The following is a 1,796-nucleotide window of genomic DNA, read 5'->3' as shown; positions in this document are numbered from 1 at the left end:
AAATATGATTTACAAGCTGGATCTCCTTTCGGACAAAATTGGAGCAGGAATTCACTTTATGCTGGAACGGAAACTAATAGGATAAAATGGGAGTATAAACTTTACGAAAAAGATACTAAAGAGATTCCTCGAAGTATTAGTTCGCCATCATTTTCAGGACAACCAGCAATTGGACGTGATGGAACAATCTATGCAACAACCAGTACTGGTTTTAATACACATGTGAATAAAAAATTGTACGCTTTCAATCCAGATGGTTCGGTAAAATGGAAGAAGGAAATTATGGGGGGAGGATACAGCCCACCCGTTATTGCTGAAGATGGAACTATTTATGTTGCTGCGGGTAATTTAATTGCTTTCAATCCAGATGGTTCAATTAAATGGCAAACGAAAGGTTCACATATTATAGATACTCCTGTTTTGGATCGTGATGGTATAATTTATGTAAGAAATGTAGGAGGAAAACGGTTAGAGGCTTATAATCCAGATGGTTCAAAGAAGTGGTCATCAAATGAATTTATTCGTGGATCGTATGGAAGTATTCTCATTTCAAAAGATGGAACGATTTATACGTTAGACGTGGATCTTGGGAATAAATATCTCTATGCTCATGATAAAAATGGTAAGGAATTGTGGCATAAATATGTTTGGGGGGAATACGACGGTAAGGGATTAACTTTAGGGATAAATAATGAAATACTTGTAAATACACAGGACAAATTATATGTTTTTGATAAGAATGGGAACATAGTGCATCAATGGAAAGAAAAAAAGGAAGAAGGATTGCTTTCTGCACCTACGGTTTCTTCTACAGATGGAACAATTTATATAAGCGGAAAAGGTTATATTTACGCATATAATCCAAACTATTCCGTAAAGTGGAAATATCCCATTAAAAAAGGGTATGTTCACGAGGCCCCTGTAATTGATAAAAATGGTGTAATTTATGTTAAAACAGATAGTGAACTATATGCATTAAACCCCGATGGGACGCTTAAGTGGAGTTTGCCTAAATCAACATCATGGTTTACATCCGGTACAATAACAATAGCTAAAGATGGAACCTTATATATTCTTGGAAGATATATTTCATCAAATTTTGATGACCATTATACTTCCCTAATAGCAATCGGAGACTCTTATACAGACAATGTATGTACAAAAGAAAGTACATTCATGGAAGTACTGAAATCACTTGCAGCAAAAAGTAAGAATGCGAAATTAACAGAAGAAGAAAAGAAAGAAGCACGTGAAATCTTAAATAAAATTTCTAATGATCTTGATAAGAAAGATAACTAAATTCGTTTTTTAAAGAATTAAATAACTTGTGAAAAAAGAGGGACAAACGTCTCTCTTTTTTATTTTGAAAGAAGGTGAAGACTTGGAACGAATCAGTAATCTTGCAAACGCAATAAATATTACAGATGTTATCTGTAGCACGCAATTTAAAGTAGGTGCTTTCATATCCGGCGGTATAGGGACAATTATTAGTTTTCTATAGGGGGTCCCGCCAACCAAATGACATAAAACCCATGCTAAGACATTTTATATCATTTGGTTAGTGGGACCCTGTAGTCACCCATCTCTTTTCGGGGTTCAGCCGAGATACGTGTAAAACTAGGTCATAGTAATACACTTTTTACCAGAAGTTATTTTCCTGATATATTTGTAATTTGTTAATTTAACCATACACATGTAGAGTACCGTTTTACTCCTTTGGATTTGCTTATCTAAAAGGGCATTTTTATTAACATATGTTGGCTGACTTTAGTATAAAAACAGGCGTGTTGATTAGC

At 34.5% G+C, this 1,796-nt stretch carries 1 protein-coding gene and 1 pseudogene; both read left to right on the top strand.

Annotated elements, in window-relative coordinates; genetic code table 11:
* Positions 1–1,299 (top strand): PQQ-binding-like beta-propeller repeat protein (locus tag V7024_RS11060; RefSeq protein WP_335519596.1); only part of this gene is annotated, 1,299 nt, incomplete at its 5' end.
* 82 nt (positions 1,300–1,381) lie between these two features.
* Positions 1,382–1,498 (top strand): annotated as a pseudogene (locus V7024_RS11055) (phage holin family protein); the annotation flags it as partial.
* Between the last annotated feature and the right edge of the window lie 298 nt (positions 1,499–1,796).

The sequence above is a fragment of the Bacillus sp. JJ864 genome, from assembly GCF_036963045.1.
In the GTDB taxonomy this organism is placed as follows: Bacteria; Bacillota; Bacilli; order Bacillales; family Bacillaceae_G; genus Bacillus_A; species Bacillus_A pseudomycoides_C.
The sequence above is the reverse complement of the archived record's forward strand: the minus strand, read 5'-3'. Positions and strand labels throughout refer to the sequence as shown.